Origin of the sequence: Brevibacterium sp. H602, from assembly GCF_051172395.1 — a bacterium.
GTDB lineage: Bacteria > Actinomycetota > Actinomycetes > Actinomycetales > Brevibacteriaceae > Brevibacterium.
Window position 1 is genome coordinate 131,152 of sequence record NZ_JBPIZD010000011.1, and the last position, 18,742, is coordinate 149,893.

Genomic DNA, 18,742 nt, shown 5'->3' on the forward strand with positions numbered 1-18,742 from the left:
CTCAGTGATCGCCGGCGTGGAGTTCGGCGAGATTCGCATCGACCTTCGCCTGCGCGGCCGCACGCGGGCTGATGCCATGGTCGCGAGCGGCGGTGAGGACCTCGGTGGTGAGCTCGCGCAGGGTCGTCGTGACGATGGTGCGGCTGTCCTCCCAGCTGCCGTCGACGTCACCGAAGGTCACCCACCACCACCAGGCGTTCGTCGCCGAGTTCGCGAGGAAGTCCGGGATGACGGTGACGCCGCGGTCCAGCAGCGTCTCTTCGGCGGCGGGCAGGACGGGCATGTTCGCAGCCTCGACGATGAGTGAGACGGTGATGCGGTCGCAGTTGTCCGGGGTGATGGAGTAGCTCACCGCCGCGGGGACGAGGACATCGGCATCGGCAGCGAGCCAGTCGTCACGATCGCCGACCTGATCCTCCGGGCGCAGTGCTCCGCGGTCGATACCCCCGAACTGGTCACGGGTCGCCAGCAGCGCTTCGACGTCGAGCCCGGCAGGATTGGACACGAACCCGTCGGCGTCGGCGATGCCGACGATGCGCAGTCCCGCCTCGGCGAGATAGCGGGCGGTGGCTCCGCCCATGGAGCCGAATCCCTGGATGACCGCGGTGGATTCGCTGGGGTCGCGGCCGGCGTCGTGCAGGGCAGCGATCACCGAGGTGGCCACACCGAGGCCGCCGACGAGTTCGTCCTGAGCGACGCCGTCGACCACGGCGGAGAAGGCCTTGGCCGCGCGGGCCTCGACGGCGGCCGGATCGTCGACGAGCTTGTTGACGGCGGAGAGCCCCGAGCCGAGTTCGCGGCGGGCGAGGATCTCGTCGATGTCGTCCTGGCGGACGCCGAGGTCTTCGCCGAGAGCCCAGTAGGCGTGCATGATCGGGTTGATGTCGACGAGGAAGCGTTCGAGGACGTCCTTGGCTCCGGGTGCGCGGGGGTCGAAGTCGATTCCGCCCTTGGCTCCGCCGACGGGCACATAGTGTCGGCCCTGGCGGAGGTGGATGGCTTCCTTGCGGGTCATCCCCTGGGCGAGCCCGCGCACTTCTTCGAGGGTGCAGCCTCTGCGCATGCGCAGACCGCCCGAAGCGGTGCCGCGCACGAGGGTGTCGATGACGACGTACCCGTATGCGCCGGTGTCCGGATCCTGCCAAGTGATGTCCATGAACATGGGACTCCCAAAAGATCGGCGGCTCAAGACTCTTACTGAACCGCTATTCAGTAAGGCGTGTGACTCCAGTCTGTCCGGGTGAGGGCCACCACGTCAAGGCCGCTAGGATCGAAGCATGCCGACAGCTTCGACCGCCACATGGCCGTCAACGCACGCGCGTCGCTGCTGCTCATCGCGGCGTTCGCGAGGCAGACCGGCGAGTCGGGAGGCGCTATCGTCGCCTTCACCAGCGATCACGCCACGGGAAATCTGCCCTATGGAGCGTCGAAGGGCGCACTCGATCGCATCGTCATCTCCTCCGCTGCACGGGAACTCGGGCCGAAGAGGATTTCGGCGAACGTCGTCAATCCTGGGCCGATCGATACGGGCTGGATGGACGATGAGACGAGAGCCGGGCTGGTCCCCTATCAGCCGCTCGGCCGTATGGGCACTCCTCGCGACATCGCCGGAGTCACAGCATTTCTGCTCTCCGATGAGGGCCGGTGGATCAGCGGTCAGCTGCTCTCTGCCGACGGCGGGTTCTCCGCCCGCTACTGAATTGAGCGCACGGCATTCGGCCTCAGTGAAGTTCGCGGGTGAGGAAGTCGTCGACCCAGGTGTTCAGCACCTCAGTGTCAACGGTCTCAGAGTTGACCATCAGCTGGATCGCTAGTCCGTCGAGAAAGGCGAGGATCCGGGTCGCACATGCCTCGGTGCCCCCGTCAGGTGCCGGGGACTCCCCCGCCGCGACGGCCTCGTCCATGAGGCGCACGAGAATCGACTTCCACTCGCGGTCGAGAGCGGCGAACGTCGACCGCAGAGCATCATCGAAGAGCCCAGCCGACCAGCCGTCGATCCAGATCTTCCAGCTGCGTGAGGATCCGCTGGGCAGGTACCAGCCGACGACGTCCCGCAACCGTCCGAGGGCCGTAGATCGTCCCCTCGCCGAGGCGGCTACCGTCGTGTGATCTTCACCGCCGTCGTCTGGTGCGTCCGTCCCCGCCGATGCGGTCCCAGCCGCCATCTCCCGCGCTCGATCGATATCTTGCCGCCCGGCGAAGTCGAAGGCCTCGGCGACGAGGGCTTCCTTCGTTTCGAAGTGGTAGATGACGAGACTGGCGCTCAGACCCAGACGTGCGGCGACGTCGGAGACGCGCAGCGCGCGCAGACCTGTTGCCTCGATCTCCTCAACCGTGGCCGCCAGGATCTCCTCCCGGCGGACCGCTGCACTCTTCCTCGCCACCTCGCCTGTCTCCCTTCACGTTCCTGCCGGCCCGCATCCCGCGCCCGAGGACCGAAGCCCCGAACGCGGAGACGCGCTCAGGGCAGTTCGACCTCGGCGGTCGGTCCGACCAGGGCCAGTGCCTTGGGCCGCGACAGCAGCCGTCCGGCCATCTCGCTGACGTCCTCGGCGGTGACCGAGCGGACGCGTTCAATGAGGTCCATCGGCGATTCGAGCGGCAGCCCGAAGATCTCCGACCGCGCAAGACGATTCATCCGCGCGGCAGAGGACTCGAGTCCGAGCACCATCGACCCCGACAGCTGGGACACGATCTCGTCGAGCTCGAACTGGCTCGGCGTCTCCTGTGCCAACCGATCCCATTCGCTCACGGCCAGATCCACGACGGCCTGAGCGTTCTCGGCCGTGCAGCCGGCATAGATGCCGAAGGTGCCGGTATCCGTGAACTGGCTGGCGACGCAGTTCACGGCATAGGCCAGTCCGCGCTCCTCGCGCACGCTCTGGAACAGCCGCGACGACATTCCGCCGCCGAGCATCGTGAGCATGACCGAGTAGATGAACCGGTCGTCGTCGCCTTCCGGCAGGCCTTCGCAGCCGAGCATGATGCCCAGCTGTTCGATGTCTTTGACGGTGTGCGACTTCCCGGATTGGAACTCCGGACGCACCCGTGCGGCCCCACCGAGGTGCGAGCCCTTCGCCACCGAGGCGGCGTCCCCGGCCCCCGCGCCCGACCAGACGTCGGCACGGGACCCGAGCCCCGCCTCGGCGAGAGCATCCTCAACCATCGCGAGGACCTCTTCATGGGTCGCCCCGCCCGCGGCAGCGATGACCAGACGAGGCGGAATATACGTCGACTGATAATGGTCGATGACCGTGTGGTGGCCGAGCACGCGGATCTGATCCTTCGTCGCACCCACGGGCCGGGCCAGCGAATGCGAGCCGAAGACCAGGGAATCGAAGTCGTCGAAGAGGACGTCTCCGGGATCATCGGCGGACATGGCGAGCTCTTCGATGATGACACCGCGCTCGCGTTCGAACTCCTCGACGTCGAGCTGGGAGTTCGAGACCATATCGACGAGCAGGCCGGTGATGTTCGGCAGATCCGTCACGAGGCACCGGGAGTAGTAGCAGGTGAGCTCCTTGGCGGTGATCGCATTCGAATCCCCGCCGGTGCGGTCGAAGGCCGCGGCGATGGTCTTCGCATCGCGGCTGCCGGTGCCTTTGAACAGCATGTGCTCGAGGAAATGCGTCGAGCCGGCGGTCTCGGCGGATTCGTCACGGGACCCGGCCGCGACCCAGATCCCGATCGTCTCCGAAGCCAGACCCGGCATGTGTTCGGTGGTCAGCGTCAAACCACCGGGGAGGACAGACCGATCGATTCGGCTGCCCTCCCCGGTGTGCGAACTGCTCAGTATCAGTTGTCTGATCCCTCTTCGTCCGACTTCTCGTCTTCGTCGGTGACCGGAGCCAGCGACAGCTTGCCGCGGTCATCGATCTTCGTGATCTCGACCTGGACCTTCTGGCCCACACCGACGACGTCCTCGACGTCCTCGACGCGCTTGCCGTCGTTGAGCTTACGCAGCTCGGAGATATGCAACAGGCCGTCCTTGCCCGGGGTCAGGGAGACGAACGCGCCGAAGCTCATCGTCTTGACCACGGTGCCCAGGTAGCGTTCGCCGACCTCGGGAACCTGCGGGTTCGCGATCGCGTTGATCATCGACCGGGCGGCCTCGGCGGCCGGTCCGTCGGTGGCACCGATGAGGACGGTTCCGTCGTCTTCGATGCTGATGTCCGCGCCGGTGTCCTCCTGGATCTGGTTGATCATCTTGCCCTTGGGGCCGATGACCTCACCGATCTTGTCGACGGGGATGTTCACGGAGATGATCCGCGGTGCCGTCGGTGCCATCTCGGCCGGGGCGTCGATGGCCTCTGCGATGACGTCGAGGATGACCATGCGTGCTTCGCGGGCCTGCTTGAGGGCGGCACCGAGCACCGAGGCGGGAAGGCCGTCGAGCTTGGTGTCGAGCTGGATCGCGGTGATGAAGTCACGCGTACCGGCGACCTTGAAGTCCATGTCGCCGAAGGCGTCTTCGGCACCGAGGATGTCGGTCAGAGCCGCGTACGCGGTCTGCTCGCCCTGGTCGGTGGAGATGACGTCGGAGACGAGACCCATGGCGATGCCGGCGACGGGCGCCTGCAGCGGCACACCGGCCGAGAGCATGGCCAGCGTCGAGGCGCAGACCGAGCCCATCGAGGTCGAACCGTTCGAACCGAGGGCCTCGGAGACCTCACGGATCGCGTACGGGAAGTCCTCGCGCTTGGGCAGAACGGGCACGAGGGCACGTTCGGCGAGAGCACCGTGGCCGATCTCGCGGCGCTTCGGGCTGCCCACACGGCCGGTCTCACCGACCGAGTAGGGCGGGAAGTTGTAGTGGTGCATGTAGCGCTTCGACGTCTCGGGTGAGAGCGAGTCGATGGTCTGCTCGAGCTTGAGCATGTTGAGCGTGGTGACACCCAGGATCTGGGTCTCACCGCGTTCGAAGATGGCCGAACCGTGCACGCGCGGGATGACGTTGGTCTCGGCTGTGAGCGGACGGATGTCCTTGAGTCCACGTTGGTCGATGCGGACCTGCTCGGTGAGGATGCGCTTGCGCACAACCTGCTTCGTCAAGGCGTTGAGAGCGTTCGCGATCTCCTTCTCACGGCCCTCGAAGCGCTCACCGAGCTTCTCGAAGAGCTCGTCGAGGAGAGCGGCACCGGCGGCTTCGCGCTCCTGCTTGTCGGCGATCTTGAAGTTCTCGGTCTGCTTCGCCTCGGCGAGTTCCTTGACGGCTTCGAAGACATCGTCCTCGTAGTCGCGGAAGACGGGGAATTCGACGGTCGGCTTCGCGGCACGATCGGCGAGTTCGGACTGTGCACGGCAGAGCTCGGCGATGAACGGCTTCGCAGCTTCGAGACCTTCGGACACGACCTCCTCGGTGGGGGCCTGGGCGCCGGTCTTGATCTTGTCGATGGAGTTGTCGGTGGCTTCGGCCTCGACCATCATGATGGCGACGTCGTCACCGACCACGCGACCGGCGACGACCATGTTGAACACGGCGTCCTCGAGCTGCGAGTGGTTCGGGAAGGCGACCCACTGGCCGTCGATGAGCGCGATGCGCACACCGCCGATGGGGCCGGAGAACGGCAGACCCGAGAGCTGGGTCGACATCGAGGCGGCGTTGATGGCCAGAGCGTCGTAGATGTGGTCCGGGTTGACCGACATCACGGTGACGACGACCTGGACCTCGTTGCGCAGGCCCTTGACGAAGGACGGGCGCAGCGGACGGTCGATGAGGCGGCAGGTGAGGATCGCGTCCGTCGAGGGGCGACCCTCGCGGCGGAAGAACGAGCCGGGGATGCGTCCGGCGGCGTACATGCGCTCTTCGACGTCGACGGTCAGGGGGAAGAAGTCGAAGCCCTCACGGGGGTTCTTGCCGGCCGAGGTGGCCGAGAACAGCATGGTGTCGTCGTCGAGGTAGGCGACGGCGGAGCCGGCGGCCTGCTGGGCCAGCCGACCGGTTTCGAAACGAATGGTGTGTTTGCCGAAGCTGCCGTTGTCGATATGGGCAACGGCGGATTCAGGGTTGAGTCCCACGTAGTCTCCTATGTTGTGCCGGCACGCGGTGGTCTGTGGTGCGCAGGTTTTCGTTCTCAACGCATGAGTGGACGCGCTGCCTTCGGCGTTGTGCCCTCGGCAGTGCGCGACCCCGCGCCGTTCCGGCGGGATATTGGCTCGGACATCCCATGGATCCAAGCCGGTCATCGATCGGGGCCCACGGAACCGGCGCCCTAGCGCTCATTCCTCCGGAGGCCACTACCGAAGACCGAAACGTCCATGGCGTGGTTGTCCGGTACGAAGTCTACCGCAGAAGCACAGAAGCGCCCCACCCGAAGGTGGGACGCTCTGCGTTTCAGCTACGCAGACTCGAATCAGCGGCGCAGGCCGAGGCGCTTGATGAGCGAACGGTAACGCTCGATGTCGACCTTCGCGAGGTACTTGAGCATGCGGCGACGCTGGCCGACGAGGAGCAGCAGGCCACGACGCGAGTGGTGGTCGTGCTTGTGGTCCTTGAAGTGCTCGGTCAGGTCGGTGATCCGGCGGGTCAGCAGTGCAACCTGGACCTCGGGAGAACCGGTGTCGCCCTCATGAGTTGCATATTCCTTGATGATCTCTTGCTTCACAGCGGTATCGAGAGCCATGGAGTTCTCCTTCGTGTCGTTGCGCGGCGCAGGGACCTGAAGTCTCTGCCCTATGGGACCGCGGCCGGTGAAAACGGCAGAGATCAGCTTATCAGGTGTGCAGGACCTCGCGCACATCGGCGATGTCCTCATGCATCTGCACGATGAGGTCATCCATCCCGGTGAACGCAACCTGCCCGCGGATGCGGGAGACGAATTCGAGAGTCATCTCACGGTCGTAGACGTCGAATTCGCCGAATTCCTTGTCGAGCACATACGCCTCGACCCGTCGGACCTGTCCCTGGAAGGTCGGGTTCGTGCCCACGGAGATCGCGGCCGGGTACGCCTGATCCTCACCGGAGAACGTCGCCCAGCCGGCGTAGACGCCGTCGGCCGGGACGAGTCCGTCGGGATTCTCCGAGAGGTTCGCCGTCGGGAATCCCAAGTCGCGGCCGCGGGCATCGCCGTGGACGACGGTGCCGTGGAGGGCGTGGTAGCGCCCGAGTTGGTCGGCCGCCTCGGCGACATCACCGGCGGTGAGCTGCTCACGGATCCGGGAGGACGAATACCGTCCCCCGCGCCCGACTTCGTCGATCGTTTCGACTCGGAACCCGAATTTCTCGCCGAGGCGGCGCAGGGTCTCGATCGTGCCTTCGTTGTCCTTGCCGAAGCGGACATCGTCGCCGACGACGACGATCTTCGCCCGCAGGGCTTCGACGAAGTATCGGCGCACGAATTCCTCGGCCGACTGGGCCGCGAAGTCGAGGTCGTAGGGCTGGATGAGGAGGCCGTCGATTCCGGTGGCGGCGATGAGGTCGGCGCGCTGCCGGGTCGAGTTGATCATCACGGTCGGCTCTTCGGGGCGGTGGACCGTGCGCGGATGGGGATCGAAGGTCATTGCGATCGAGTGCAGGCCCTCTTGCCTGGCCAGGGCGGCGACGGTGGTCAGGACGGTTTCGTGTCCGCGGTGCACGCCGTCGAAGTTGCCGAGGGTGACGACGGTGCCGACAGCGTCGACCTCGACTTCACCGAGTCCGTGATACAGCTCCACCAGACATTCGCTCCTTCCGTGCACCGATTCAGATTATCGCAGAGATCTTCCGCCTCCTAACCCGGACCTCGCCGAGGCGGGAGGACGGTTCAGGCGATGATCGCCCACCCGATGACGCCGAGGAGGGAGGCCAGGGCGATGGAGACGAAGGTGCCGATGATGAACCGCTCCCCCGCGGCCGCCGAGGATTTGATCTCTGCGAAGCGTCCGAGTCCTTTGACCGCGATGACCACGGCCATGAGTTCGGGCCGGCCGAGCACGATCGCTCCGGCGATGAGTGCGCGTTCGACGATGCCGATCCACAGTCCGCCGCGCAGGACTTCGACGTCCTCGGCTCCTGTGCGTTCGGGTTTGGAGCCCGGGCCCGCATGGGTCAGGCGGAGGAGCAACGGGACGAGCGGCCAGCCGATGAGGGCCGCGATGACGGCGGCGGCGATGGCGACGAGCACGTCAGTCCACATGTGCGTCTCCTTCCGACAGGGCTCGTTGGAGCCGGTCGAGGTGATGTCGGGCCAGATGCTCGGCTCCGGCGATGATCTCGGCGGGACCGGCCGCCAGCACCCGGGAGACCGCTTGCTGGGAGACGTCGAATTCCGCGGCGATCGCAGCCTGTGTGGCGTCCGGATGGTCGAGTCGGTATCCGACGTATCCGCGGGAGTGACCGCGCAGCTCGGTCAGTGTGCTGATGAGGAGCCGCAGAGCCGCCTCTGCGAGCCCAAGATGGTCGGTGTCCGGGTTCGCGCTGACGACGTCCGGATCGGCGCTGACGACGAGGTGGGCGGGTGCGGATTTGGCCGCTTCGACCGCTTGGCGGGCGGAGTAGAAGGCTTCTCCCCTGCCTTCGGTGGTCGTCTCGGGCAGCGGCCGTTCGACCTCGCCGATTCCGAGGCCGATATGCCACTCGGAGTCGATCCCGATTCGGCGTACCGCCTCGGCGACGGCGTCGGGATCGTCGAGGACTCCTTGGACTTCGTCTCCGATGGTGCGGGCGAAGGGAATGACCGTGTCGATCGGAGAGAGAGCATCGAGGATGCGGGGCACCGCGTCGGCGTTCGACCGCGAATCCTGCTGGTCGATGGTCAAGACGAACATAGGACAAGTAGACCAGATGATTGCCTCAGATACAAGAGTTTCGGTTGTATTTGATGAATACAACTTTTTTAGTTGTTCTGAGCGTGGAAGCTGGATCCCTCAGGCGAGGTCGATGGCAAAGGCGGTCAGCGATTTCAGACCGCCGTTCCGACGCACTTCGGCCACGGAGACGAGGGCATCATCGCAGACGACGGCGACTTCCCGGTTCCCCGTGTCGCCGGCAGGTTCGGCTTTGTCTGCGTCGGAGCCTGTATGCCAGTCACCGGCCGCAACAGTCTTACCCTGCATGAGAGCTCTGGCCCGATCGGCATCGACGGTGACGACGGGCAAGAGGGTGCGGGCCGCCTCGGCGAGGGAGATGAGGGTGGGCGCGGGAACGTCGAGCTCCTCAGGCAGCGTCACAGCTTGGTCGATGTGGAAATCGCCGACGCGCGTCCGCCGCAGCGCAGTGAGGTGCCCGAAAATGCCGAGGTCGGTGCCGATATCGCGGGCCAGGGCGCGCACATAGGTGCCCGACGAGCAGTCGACTTCGACATCGACGTCGATATGCCCGTCCTCGGCTGCGAAGCGGATGTCGATGATTTCGAAGGCCGATACCTCGACACGTCGGGCCTTGAGTTCGACGTTCTCGCCGGCACGGACGCGGGCATAGGAACGCTTGCCGTCGACCTTGATCGCCGAGACGGCACTGGGCACCTGATCGATGGGGCCGCGCAGCTTGGCCACGGCGGCTTCGATGGCCGCAGCGTCGACACGAGCGAGATCGGAGGGATCGGCGAAGCGATCGGGCTCGGAATCGGCATCATCGGTCGGGGTCGACGACCCCAGACGGATGGTGGCGAAATACGTCTTCGAGACCCCGGTGATGTAGGTGAGCAGCTTGGTGCCGCGGCCGAGGCCGAGCACGAGGACGCCCGTGGCCATCGGGTCGAGAGTGCCGGCGTGGCCGACCTTCTTCGTCCCGAACCAGCGGCGGATGCGGGAGACCACGCCGTGGGAGCTCAGTCCCTGCGGTTTATCGCAGACGAGAACGCCTTGTGGGGAAGTATCGCTCACTGGGTGCGGCGATCAGTTGAAGGACGCGTGCACATGATCGAAGTGGTTCGCCGTGGCGCTGCCGCGGTCCTCCATGGCCTTCCAGCCCTTGCCGGGCATCCAGATGCGCTGCTTCCAGATGACGTACTTGACGTTGAGGGCGCCCTGGTTCTGGATGAGGTAGTCGGCGATGCGGTCGCCGGTCGAGCCGGTGATCATGATGTCGACGGCTTCACCGGTGTTGTGGTCCGAACCGGTGCCGGGGCGACGTCCACCGAAGGTCTTAACCTCGGGGAACTTCGCGCAGACTGCACGGTAGCCGTTGACGGCGTTCGGCAGCAGGCCGGACTCGATCGAGGAGGACACGCTGCACGGCGGAGCCGAGGTGTCCGAGGAGGTGCCTTCGCCCTCACCGGAGGACTTCTCATCCGAAGACTTCTCGTCGGAGGACGAATCGTCGCTCTTCTCCGAAGTGGCCGAGGATTCAGCGGTCGGCTTGGGCTTCGGCGGAGCCTTGACCTCGAGATCGGTTTTCGAGGTCTTGTTCTTGTACTTCGGGTCGTCCTTGACCTTCTCCAGGTACTCTTCGCCGGCCTTCTTGCGTTCGGCGTCGAGCTCTTTCTGGCTCGGGGTCGAGGCAGTGGTCGACTCCTCGGGTGTCGTCGATGCGGCCTCGGTGGTGACGTTGCCGGATTCGGGTGGTCCCATGACGACGGTCGAACCGACGACGGCGGCGGTCGCGGCTGCTGGAACGGCGATCGCGGCGACGACGGGACGCTGCTTGACGGTCGCCAGCACGGAAGTCGCCGAGGACGGCGCATTCGCTGCGCGTCGACCGGCGGGGCGCTTGCCGGGAGCCAGGTCCCGGATCAGCTGCTTCGCGAACGACGGCTTCGGTGAGGAGTGCTTACCCAATGCAGAATTCCCTTAACAGAGTCGTAATCATTTCGTTACCGCAAAAAGTCTACGACATCTCGGAAAGATAACAAAACTGTTACGAGAACTTATTTCGCGACGTGACGAAGCTCAAATCGGGCAGAAAGCCGTCATTCTGCCGCTCTCCCCCGTTGACCAGGCGCGATGCACTCTGTTCGCTGGGATGCGACGATCACTCTTCGTCGGCGTCGTCGGCCTTCTTGTACGGGTCGGATTCACCTGCATGCTGCGCGTTCTTGGCCAACCCGGCGACTCGAGCATCGTCGGCGGCAGCCTGAGCGAGCAGTCCGTCGAGACGGGCGGCCGCCTCGGGGACGGCATCGGCGATGAATTCGAGGCTCGGAGTCAGACGGATCGTCAGCCCCTTGCCGACCTCGGAGCGGATGAAGCCCTTGGCCGATTCGAGGGCATGACCGGTGCCGACGAGATCCTGGTCGTCGCCGTAGACGGTGTAGAAGATGGTGGCGTGCTGCAGATCGCCGGTCACGCGCACATCGGTGACGGTGACGAAGCCGAGGCGGGGATCCTTGAGCTTGCGCTCGATGGTGCTGGCGACGATGACCTTGATCTGGTCGGCGATCTTGCGGGCCCGTGTCGAGTCTGCCATTGTGCGTGTCCTTCTGTTCGGGGCCGGAACAACTCTTCCGGCCCTATGATAGCTGTGCAATCGAACCGGCTCCGGCCGGTCCCCCGTTCGGGGGCCGACCGGAGCCGTCGACTCACGGTGTGAGTCCCATCCTCCTCGGCTGCGCTGCTGCGCTGTCGGATCAGAGGGTACGACTCGCTGTGCGACCGATCAGTCGCGCGGCTTCTCCTGCATCTCGAAGGTCTCGATGATGTCGCCGACGCGCAGGTCGTTGAACTTGCCGAGTCCGATACCGCACTCGTAGCCCTCGCGGACCTCGGTCGCATCGTCCTTGAACCGGCGCAGCGATTCGATGTGGACGTTGTCGCCGATGACGATTCCGTCGCGGGTGACGCGAGCGGTCGAGTTCCGCTTGATGAGGCCGTCGCGGACGATCGAACCGGCGATGTTGCCGAACTTCGAGGAGCGGAAGACCTCGCGGATCTCCGCGGTACCGGTCTGGACCTCTTCGTACTCGGGCTTGAGCATGCCCTTGAGCGAGGACTCGATGTCGTCGATCGCCTGGTAGATGACCGAGTAGTAGCGGACGTCGACGCCTTCGCGGTCTGCCAGGTCGCGAGCCTTCGCTTCCGGACGGACGTTGAAGCCGAGGACGATCGCGTTGTCGACCGTGGCCAGGTTGATGTCGTTCTCCGTGATCGCACCGACGCCGCGGTGGATGATCCGCAGGTCGACGTCGTCGCCCACATCGATCTTGAGCAGCGAATCCTCAAGCGCTTCGACAGCACCGGAGACGTCACCCTTGAGGATGAGGTTGAGCATGTCGACCTTGCCCTCAGCCAGAGCCTTCGTGAAGTCTTCGAGGCTGATGCGCTTGCGACCGCGGGCCTGAGCGGCGTTGCGCTCGATGGCGTCACGCTTCTCAGCGATCTGACGGGCCGTGCGATCGTCATCGGTGGAGATGAACGAGTCACCGGCACGCGGGACGGACGACAGACCGAGCACCTGCACGGGGCGGGAGGGTCCGGCCTCCTCGACGACGTTTCCGTTCTCGTCGAACATCGCACGCACACGTCCGTAGGCGGTGCCGCAGACGATGGCGTCGCCCTGACGCAGGGTGCCGGACTCGACGAGCACGGTGGCAACCGCACCGCGGCCCTTGTCGAGCTTGGCTTCGATCGCGATGCCGCGAGCGGACTTGTCGGGGTTCGCCCGCAGGTCCAGGGCCGCATCGGTGGTCAGCAGAACGGATTCGAGCAGCTGGTCGATGCCCTCGCGCTTGAGCGCGGAGATCGGCACGAACATGGTCTCGCCGCCGTATTCTTCGGCCACGAGGTTGTATTCGGTCAGCTGCTGCATGACCTTGGCGGGGTTGGCGCCTTCCTTGTCGATCTTGTTCACGGCCACGACGATCGGCACATCGGCCGCCTGAGCGTGGTTGAGAGCTTCGATCGTCTGCGGCATGACGCCGTCGTCGGCGGCGACCACGAGGATCGCGAGGTCCGTCGACTTCGCACCACGGGCACGCATGGCGGTGAACGCCTCGTGACCAGGGGTATCGAGGAAGGTGATCTTGCGATCTTCTCCCTCGTGCTCGACCTCGGCCTGGTAGGCACCGATGTGCTGGGTGATTCCGCCGGCCTCGCGGGAAGCGACATTGGCCGAGCGGATCGCATCGAGCAGCTTGGTCTTACCGTGGTCGACGTGACCCATGACGGTGACGACCGGCGGACGTGCCTGCAGGTCCTCGTCGTCCTCTTCTGCGGCTTCGGCATCGAGGTCGATGTCGAAGGTCTCCAGCAGCTCACGGTCTTCGTCTTCGGGCGAGACGATCTCGATCTTGTAGCCGAGCTCTTCGCCGAGGACCTCGAAGGTCGCCTCGTCGAGGGACTGGGTGATCGTGGCCATCTCACCGAGGTGGAAGAGCACGGTCACGAGGTTCGTCGGATCGGTGTTGATCTTCTCGGCGAAGTCGGCCAGTGAGGAGCCGCGACGCAGACGCAGCGGCGTGTTGCCGTCTCCGCGTGGAACGGTGACGCCACCGACCGAGGGAGCCTGCATCTGCTCGAGCTCTGCGCGCTTCGCCCGCTTCGACTTGCGTCCCTTCTGACGGGGACCGCCGCCGCGGCCGAATGCGCCCTGCGTGCTTCCGCGACCGCGACCTGAACCGCGACCACCGGGACCGCCGCCGGGTCCACGACGAGGACCGCCGGGTGCGCCGCCCGGTGCACCGGGTGCGCCGCCGCCTGGGGCGTTTCCGCGTCCGCCGCCGCCGCGACCGCGGCCGGGAGCGGGCTTGTTCAGTGCCGAGTTCTTCAGCATCGACGGGTTCGGGCGTGGTGCGCCCGGGCGAGGTGCCGGACGGGGACCGCCCGAGGATTCCTCACCGGATCCGCGCTGCTTCTGGCCGGGCTTCGGCATTCCCTGCGAAGGTGCGAACGGGTTGTTGCCGGGGCGTCCGCCCTGGCCACCCTGACCGCCTTGGCCACCCTGGCCGCCGGAACGACCGCCGGGCTTGGGTCCGCGACCGGGCTTCGGCATTCCCTGCGAGGACGCGAAGGGGTTGTTTCCGGGACGCGCGGCACCGCGACCGCCGGGCTTCCCGGCAGCACCCGGCTTGGGAGCACCGGGCTTCGGGGCACCGGGCTTGGGCGCGGCAGCCGGCTTCGGGGCTCCGGGCTTCGGCGCCGAGGAGGCAGCCGGCTTGGCTGCGGGAGCCTCGGTCGATCCGGCTGCCTTCGGGGCAGCCGGGGTCGCCGGCTTGGCGGCAGGCTTCGGTGCGGACTTCGCAGCGGGGGCGGCATCCTCGGCGGGGGCCGATTTCGCCGCACCGGCGGACTTCGCAGCACCCGGCTTGGCAGCCGACTTCGCGGCGGGCTTGGGTGCGGGCTTCGCACCGGGTTTCGGGGCTCCGGGCTTCGCGGCCGACTTGGCGGCCTTCTTCGCGCCGGTGGACTTCTCACCATCGGCGGAAGAGGAATCGGCGAACGCCTCCTTCACGCGGCGCACGACGGGCGCTTCGAGCGTCGAAGAGGCGGAGCGAACGAATTCGCCCATGTCCTGGAGCTTTTCGAGGACGTTCTTACTTGTTGTGCCGAGCTCTTTTGCGAGCTCATGGACACGGGGCTTTGCCACAGTTCTCCTGTCCGGGTTCTTTCCCGGTCAGGAAAGAACCTCATCAATGAAGAGCAGTACTCATTTCACTGCTCTCTCGAATTCCGTTTGGGTGTCATCGTGCGACACTCACAACTTGTCATCCATTCGGCTACCCGTTCTCTTTGGGTTCGGTGTCCGGCCTCGGGAGGTCCGAGGCGGTGATCTTCGTTCGAAAGGATCGAGCGAAGGCGGCAGTGGTCAGGGCCTTGTCCAGGCACTTCGCATCAGGATGCACCCACGCACCACGTCCCGGCAGTGTCGCTGACACATCGCGGACGACGGCGGGGTGCTGATCGGGGCGGAACACGAAGCGTGTCAGCTCGTCCCGACCGGCCTTCTGCCTACAGGCGATGCACGTCCTTACGGGTCCATCACCAACATTCACAATGAATGATTCTACAGCACCGGCGCCCCCGCTCGCGCCAAGGGGCCAGTGGTGCGAATCACTGCACGAGGCTATTCGCCTGCGACGATGTCGATCTTCCAGCCGGTGAGCTTGGCTGCCAGGCGGGCGTTCTGCCCTTCCTTGCCGATGGCCAGGGACAGCTGGTCGGTGGGGACGACTGCGCGGGATTCCTGAGCGGCGGCGTCGAGGATCTCGACGCTCTTGGCCTTGGCCGGGGACAGGGCGTGGGCGATGAACTTCGCCGGGTCGTCGGAGTAGTCGACGATGTCGATCTTCTCCTGTCCGAGTTCGTTCATCACGGCGCGCACACGGGAGCCGAGTTCGCCGATGCACGATCCCTTCGCGTTGACTCCCGGCTTCGTGGCGCGCACGGCGAGCTTCGTGCGGTGGCCGGCTTCGCGGGCCAGGGACACGATCTCGACGGTGCCGTCGGCGATCTCCGGAGCCTCATGGGCGAAGAGTCGGCGCACGAGGTTCGGGTGGGTGCGGGAGACGGTGACCGAGGTGCCCTTCGTGCCCTTGTGCACGTCGGCGATGTAGACGCGCAGTCGGGTGCCGTGGGCGTAGGTTTCGCCGGGGACCTGTTCGTGCGGGGGCAGCACGGCTTCGACGTCTCCGATGTCGACCTGGACCATCTGCGGGTCGCGGCCCTGCTGGATGATGCCCGAGACGATCTCGCCCTCACGGCCCTTGAATGTGCCGAGCAGAGTCTCGTCCTCGACATCACGCAGCCGCTGGTGGATGACCTGCCGAGCGGTCTGGGCGGCGATGCGGCCGAAGCCGGTGGGAGTGTCGTCGAACTCGCCGATCGGATTGTCGTCGTTGTCGAATTCCACGGCGAGGATGCGCACCTCGCCGGTGGACTTGTCGAGTTCGGCACGGGCGTCGGGCCAGGCCCCTTCGGTCTTCTGGTAGGCGAGGAAGAGCGCCTGTTCGATGAGTTCGATGAGGGTTTCCAGCGGAATCTCACGCTCTCGTTCGATGACGCGCAGAACATTGAGGTCGATGTCCATGTCTAAGTCCTCTCTCGCTCAACCGAGCATTGAATTGTCTGTGTTCACTTATGCAGGCGTAACAGTCTATCCCAGTCCGCGCCCGCATTCTGTCTGCGAAGGGGCCGCCGCACCGCCGGAGGTACGTGAGGTTCGCCTCAGCGGAACTTCAATTCCACCTGGGCCTTGCGGATCTCGCCGAGGTCGACCGTCTTCGACTCCTTGCGCTGGGGGTCCGTGCCCGTGATCGAACTCTCCCCCACCTCGGCGAGGTCGAGCTTGAAGGTGTCCTTCTTCGTCGTGATCTCCAGGCGACGGCCGATGACGCGTCGGAAGTGGCGCGGGGTCTCGAGCTTCCGGGTGGCACCGGGGCTCGTGACCTCGAGCTGGTAGGGCTTGTCCCGGAAGATCTCGACCTCGTCGAGGGCGTCGCCGACGATCTTCGTCGATTCGGCGATCTTCTCCATCGACATCGGATCGGTGCTCGATTCGTCGAGGTCGACGACGACGGTGAGCGTGCGCCGCGGACCGGCCGCCACCGCTTTGACGGTCTCGAGGTGGAATCCCGCATCCTGCAGGGGCGGGGCGAGCAGGCCCTTGATCCGCTCGACGTCTTCGTCCATTTCTCCTCCATATCCTTGTGCGTCCCCTTCGCCGAGGCGGGGCGAGGGGGTCGGCGCACCGTGCACCTGTGCGACCGCCGTGTTCTCACCCACCCTAAGCGACAGCCGCCGTCGAGGTTAAGCCTTCGGCGCGGTTCTGCCGGGTGTCGAGTCTCATTCTGCGGTCGGGCGGGCGACGGGCGGGCGACGGTCCGGTGTCGCTCAGCGATGGCGGGGCATCCGATAGGATTGCCGTATGCATTCTCCCGTCAGTCGCCGCGGCCTGTTGACTGCCGGCGTCGGCGGGTTGAGTCTGGGCCTGCTCACCGCCTGTGGCCTGCGACTCGATCAGGATCCCGAGATCCCCACTCTTGATGCGACTCAGCAGCTGCGCAATCGTCTGGCCCGTATCTTAGACTCCGCTTCTCCCGGCGCCGGCGATCCCGAATCTGCTGGTGAGAACCTTGCCGACTTCGTTGCGGCGATCGGTCCCGAATGGAATCCGCCGACCGAATTCGCCACAGAGGCGCCGCCGACAGAGGAGAACCGCACCTTCGTCCAGGCCGCCGAGGTGGCTTCCCGCGCCGTCTTCGAGGCCTCAGCGTCCTTGGGTTCGGATCTCATTCCCGTCCTGGCCGATGTGGCCACGGGCCTGGCTCTGCTCGCTGGGACGAAGAAGCCGGAGATCATCACCACCGCCGACGAACTCATCCGCGCTGGCCGTGAGGAACTTGACCAGAGCAGGGACGGCGGCGATGATGCGTCGGCGTCACCTAATGCCACCGGCGGAGCCGACGCCGATGCTGGGACGAACGACTCTGGAAGCCAGGTGCCGAAGGGGCAGGCGGAGATGTTCAACGCGATCCTCAATCAGTCGCGGGCAGCCGCCTACGGCTATGAACGGCTGGCCGTGAACTTCGATGCGAAGTCACGCGAACGCAAAGCGGCGCTGGCCAGGCTCGACTCCTTGGGTGCCCTGTCCGGGGAGATGCTCGAACGCCTCGGTGAGGATGCAGCCGATCCGGCCGCCTCGGCGTGGAGGCTCGATCCCTCACCGACGGATGCGGACTCCGCGAAGGAGTTGGCGCTGTCGTTGGAAGACGGCATCGCCTCCGCGCTTCTGCCCTGGTTGGAGGCGGACGCCTCGGCGATTCTCCGACTCTGGGAATCGGCCCGGACCCGGATGGTCTACGCCGCTCCGCAGCCGCTGCGTTTCACCTATGACGAACCCGGGCAGGCGGAGGTGCAGGAGTGAAGGTCCCACCGGTTCTCTACCGCGCGACGCGCGAGATCATCGGCGAATATCGCACCGATTCGTGGGTTGCCGCGCTCGACTATATGGCCAATGAGCTCCTCGATCGGTGGAAGCTGCGCTTCGACGATGTGCCGGGGGCGCCGTGGGCCGGATGCGAGTCCTTGGTGATTCCGGTGCTCACTCAGGAGAACTATCAGGGGGTGCTGCGGTTCGCGGCTCCCACCTCGGCGCATACGGCCGCGCATGCGCAGGTGCTGCGGGCGCTGAAGATGTGGAACGGGCACGGGGCGGTGCGGGTCATCCGGGATGATCGCAGCTTCCGGGTCACTCTGCAGGAGCGGCTGCGTACGAAGGACAATCTGTCCGTGCTTCCCCTGGCCGATGTGCCGCCGGTGTGGGGTGCGCTGCAGAGGTCCTTGGAAATTCCGGCGACCTCCGAGTTCCTGCGGGTCCAGGATGTCGTGGCCGGGTGGCTGAACTCGTTCGATGCCGATGCCGCGCTGCTGACCGGGTGGTCGGAGGCGGGTCCGCACGATTCTCTGCTGCTGTCGTTCGCCCGCAATTGGATGCAGACTCTGGCGTCCTCGGATGAGAACTGGCTCATCCATGCCGATCTGCACTACTACAACATCCTCGCCGGCAATCCCGATCCGACGGGCATCTCCACGTGGAAGGCCATCGATCCGCAGCCCTTGGCCGGTCCGACCGCGTACACCTTGGCCCCGGTGCTGTGGAACCGGCTGGCCGAGATCCCCTCGGATCATCCGCAGGCGCAGGCGGCGTGGCTGCGTGGTTTCGCCACGGACCTGGCGCTGTGCGCCGGGGTCGATCCGCAGTACGGGATGGGGGCGACCGTTGCCAGGGAGATCACGAACATGTTCTGGTATCTGCGCGCGGCCTCCGGCGGTTCGAATTCGAGTCTGGCCGACGCCGCCCGCTCCCTGTGGGTGGCCCGCGCGCTGTCCGGCGCCGATGTCGCCGGAGTCAACGCCCACGCCCTCAAACCCATCGGCTAAACCCTATTGCTAC

The 18,742-nt window shown here is 65.8% G+C and carries 18 protein-coding genes; 3 read left to right on the top strand and 15 right to left on the bottom strand.

What is annotated here, in order from left to right:
* Window position 1 precedes the first annotated feature (1 nt).
* Window positions 2-1,162, bottom strand: a complete 1,161-nt coding sequence (locus ACSBQT_RS10315; protein WP_435001687.1) for a Glu/Leu/Phe/Val dehydrogenase dimerization domain-containing protein — start codon at window positions 1,160-1,162, stop codon at window positions 2-4.
* 78 nt (window positions 1,163-1,240) lie between these two features.
* Between ACSBQT_RS10315 and ACSBQT_RS10320 the strand changes: the two genes are divergently transcribed.
* On the top strand, window positions 1,241-1,699 hold the full coding sequence (locus ACSBQT_RS10320; protein ID WP_410711241.1) for an SDR family oxidoreductase: 459 nt from the start codon (window positions 1,241-1,243) through the stop codon (window positions 1,697-1,699).
* 22 nt (window positions 1,700-1,721) lie between these two features.
* On the opposite strand, the gene ACSBQT_RS10325 is transcribed toward ACSBQT_RS10320, so the two are convergent.
* The 14 genes from ACSBQT_RS10325 to rimP all read right to left on the bottom strand — a co-directional run bounded on the left by ACSBQT_RS10325 (window position 1,722) and on the right by rimP (window position 16,479).
* The gene (locus ACSBQT_RS10325) at window positions 1,722-2,384 is read right to left on the bottom strand and encodes a TetR/AcrR family transcriptional regulator (RefSeq protein ID WP_410711240.1); all 663 of its coding nucleotides are present in this window, start codon (window positions 2,382-2,384) and stop codon (window positions 1,722-1,724) included.
* A 77-nt stretch (window positions 2,385-2,461) separates the two neighbouring features.
* Window positions 2,462-3,733 (bottom strand): M16 family metallopeptidase, encoded by a 1,272-nt coding sequence (locus tag ACSBQT_RS10330; RefSeq protein ID WP_410711239.1) that lies wholly within the window; start codon window positions 3,731-3,733, stop codon window positions 2,462-2,464.
* Between the two features lie 62 nt (window positions 3,734-3,795).
* A complete protein-coding gene (locus ACSBQT_RS10335; RefSeq protein WP_435001688.1) occupies window positions 3,796-6,018 on the bottom strand; it encodes a polyribonucleotide nucleotidyltransferase in 2,223 nt (740 codons plus the stop codon).
* A gap of 335 nt (window positions 6,019-6,353) precedes the next feature.
* Complete coding sequence (rpsO, locus tag ACSBQT_RS10340) at window positions 6,354-6,623, bottom strand: 30S ribosomal protein S15 (RefSeq protein ID WP_039210907.1); 270 nt, start codon at window positions 6,621-6,623, stop codon at window positions 6,354-6,356.
* Window positions 6,624-6,714: 91 nt separating this feature from the next.
* Window positions 6,715-7,653 carry a bifunctional riboflavin kinase/FAD synthetase gene (locus ACSBQT_RS10345; protein WP_410711237.1) on the bottom strand — a complete coding sequence of 313 codons (939 nt, stop codon included), beginning with the start codon at window positions 7,651-7,653 and terminating at the stop codon, window positions 6,715-6,717.
* 89 nt (window positions 7,654-7,742) lie between these two features.
* The gene (locus ACSBQT_RS10350; protein WP_410711236.1) at window positions 7,743-8,114 is read right to left on the bottom strand and encodes a hypothetical protein; all 372 of its coding nucleotides are present in this window, start codon (window positions 8,112-8,114) and stop codon (window positions 7,743-7,745) included.
* Window positions 8,104-8,745: a hypothetical protein gene (locus tag ACSBQT_RS10355; protein ID WP_435001689.1), complete on the bottom strand. Its 642-nt coding sequence runs from the start codon at window positions 8,743-8,745 to the stop codon at window positions 8,104-8,106. Before ACSBQT_RS10355 ends, ACSBQT_RS10350 begins: the two co-directional genes overlap by 11 nt.
* Window positions 8,746-8,844: 99 nt before the next feature.
* Window positions 8,845-9,801: a tRNA pseudouridine(55) synthase TruB gene (truB, locus tag ACSBQT_RS10360; protein WP_435001690.1), complete on the bottom strand. Its 957-nt coding sequence runs from the start codon at window positions 9,799-9,801 to the stop codon at window positions 8,845-8,847.
* 12 nt (window positions 9,802-9,813) lie between these two features.
* A complete protein-coding gene (locus ACSBQT_RS10365) occupies window positions 9,814-10,695 on the bottom strand; it encodes a ligand-binding protein SH3 (protein ID WP_410711233.1) in 882 nt (293 codons plus the stop codon).
* A 193-nt stretch (window positions 10,696-10,888) separates the two neighbouring features.
* Window positions 10,889-11,323 (bottom strand): 30S ribosome-binding factor RbfA, encoded by a 435-nt coding sequence (gene rbfA / locus ACSBQT_RS10370; protein WP_139468786.1) that lies wholly within the window; start codon window positions 11,321-11,323, stop codon window positions 10,889-10,891.
* A gap of 189 nt (window positions 11,324-11,512) precedes the next feature.
* The gene (infB, locus tag ACSBQT_RS10375; protein WP_410711232.1) at window positions 11,513-14,437 is read right to left on the bottom strand and encodes a translation initiation factor IF-2; all 2,925 of its coding nucleotides are present in this window, start codon (window positions 14,435-14,437) and stop codon (window positions 11,513-11,515) included.
* A 130-nt stretch (window positions 14,438-14,567) separates the two neighbouring features.
* Entirely contained in the window at window positions 14,568-14,843 is a 276-nt protein-coding gene (locus ACSBQT_RS10380) for a YlxR family protein (RefSeq protein WP_101547294.1), read from the bottom strand.
* Window positions 14,844-14,914: 71 nt separating this feature from the next.
* Window positions 14,915-15,877: a transcription termination factor NusA gene (gene nusA, locus ACSBQT_RS10385; protein WP_101547295.1), complete on the bottom strand. Its 963-nt coding sequence runs from the start codon at window positions 15,875-15,877 to the stop codon at window positions 14,915-14,917.
* Between the two features lie 137 nt (window positions 15,878-16,014).
* Complete coding sequence (gene rimP / locus ACSBQT_RS10390; RefSeq protein ID WP_169252659.1) at window positions 16,015-16,479, bottom strand: ribosome maturation factor RimP; 465 nt, start codon at window positions 16,477-16,479, stop codon at window positions 16,015-16,017.
* Between the two features lie 235 nt (window positions 16,480-16,714).
* On the opposite strand from rimP, the gene ACSBQT_RS10395 reads away from it, so the two are divergent.
* Window positions 16,715-17,713 carry a hypothetical protein gene (locus ACSBQT_RS10395; protein ID WP_410711231.1) on the top strand — a complete coding sequence of 333 codons (999 nt, stop codon included), beginning with the start codon at window positions 16,715-16,717 and terminating at the stop codon, window positions 17,711-17,713.
* The gene (locus ACSBQT_RS10400; protein ID WP_172174321.1) at window positions 17,710-18,729 is read left to right on the top strand and encodes an aminoglycoside phosphotransferase family protein; all 1,020 of its coding nucleotides are present in this window, start codon (window positions 17,710-17,712) and stop codon (window positions 18,727-18,729) included. The genes ACSBQT_RS10395 and ACSBQT_RS10400 overlap by 4 nt, the downstream gene beginning before the upstream one ends.
* Window positions 18,730-18,742: the final 13 nt, after the last annotated feature.